The sequence below is a fragment of the Larkinella sp. C7 genome (assembly GCF_006149005.1).
Taxonomy (GTDB): Bacteria; Bacteroidota; Bacteroidia; order Cytophagales; family Spirosomataceae; genus Larkinella.
Genome location: NZ_VBSL01000288.1, coordinates 1 through 309, shown reverse-complemented (window position 1 = coordinate 309; position 309 = coordinate 1). Strand labels below are relative to the sequence as shown.

At 46.9% G+C, this 309-nt stretch carries 1 protein-coding gene; it reads left to right on the top strand.

Annotated features, from left to right (window positions below):
• The coding region (locus FH871_RS35450) for a glycosyltransferase (protein ID WP_138995397.1) at positions 1-309 on the top strand (309 nt) is incomplete at both ends.

Here is a 309-nt window from a genome sequence, read left to right as displayed (position 1 = left end):
GTAGCGAAGAAGCCAAGCTTCGCCAAATCATCGAGGAAAAGGGAGCCAAGGATTACATCCAACTGCTAGGCCACCAGGATTTGAGCCATACTTATATGCACCACGAGGTCTACCTGTCAGGCTCCAAGAGTGAAGGCTTTGGTCTGACCCTTATGGAAGCCATCGGTTCAGGCCTTCCCCTGATTGGCTTTGATGTCCGTTATGGGAATCAAAACTTCATCAAGGACGAGGAAAATGGTTACCTGATTCCAATTTCAGAATTGGATACTGACCAAGAAATCGTTGAAAGTCTGAGCACCAAGATTGTTC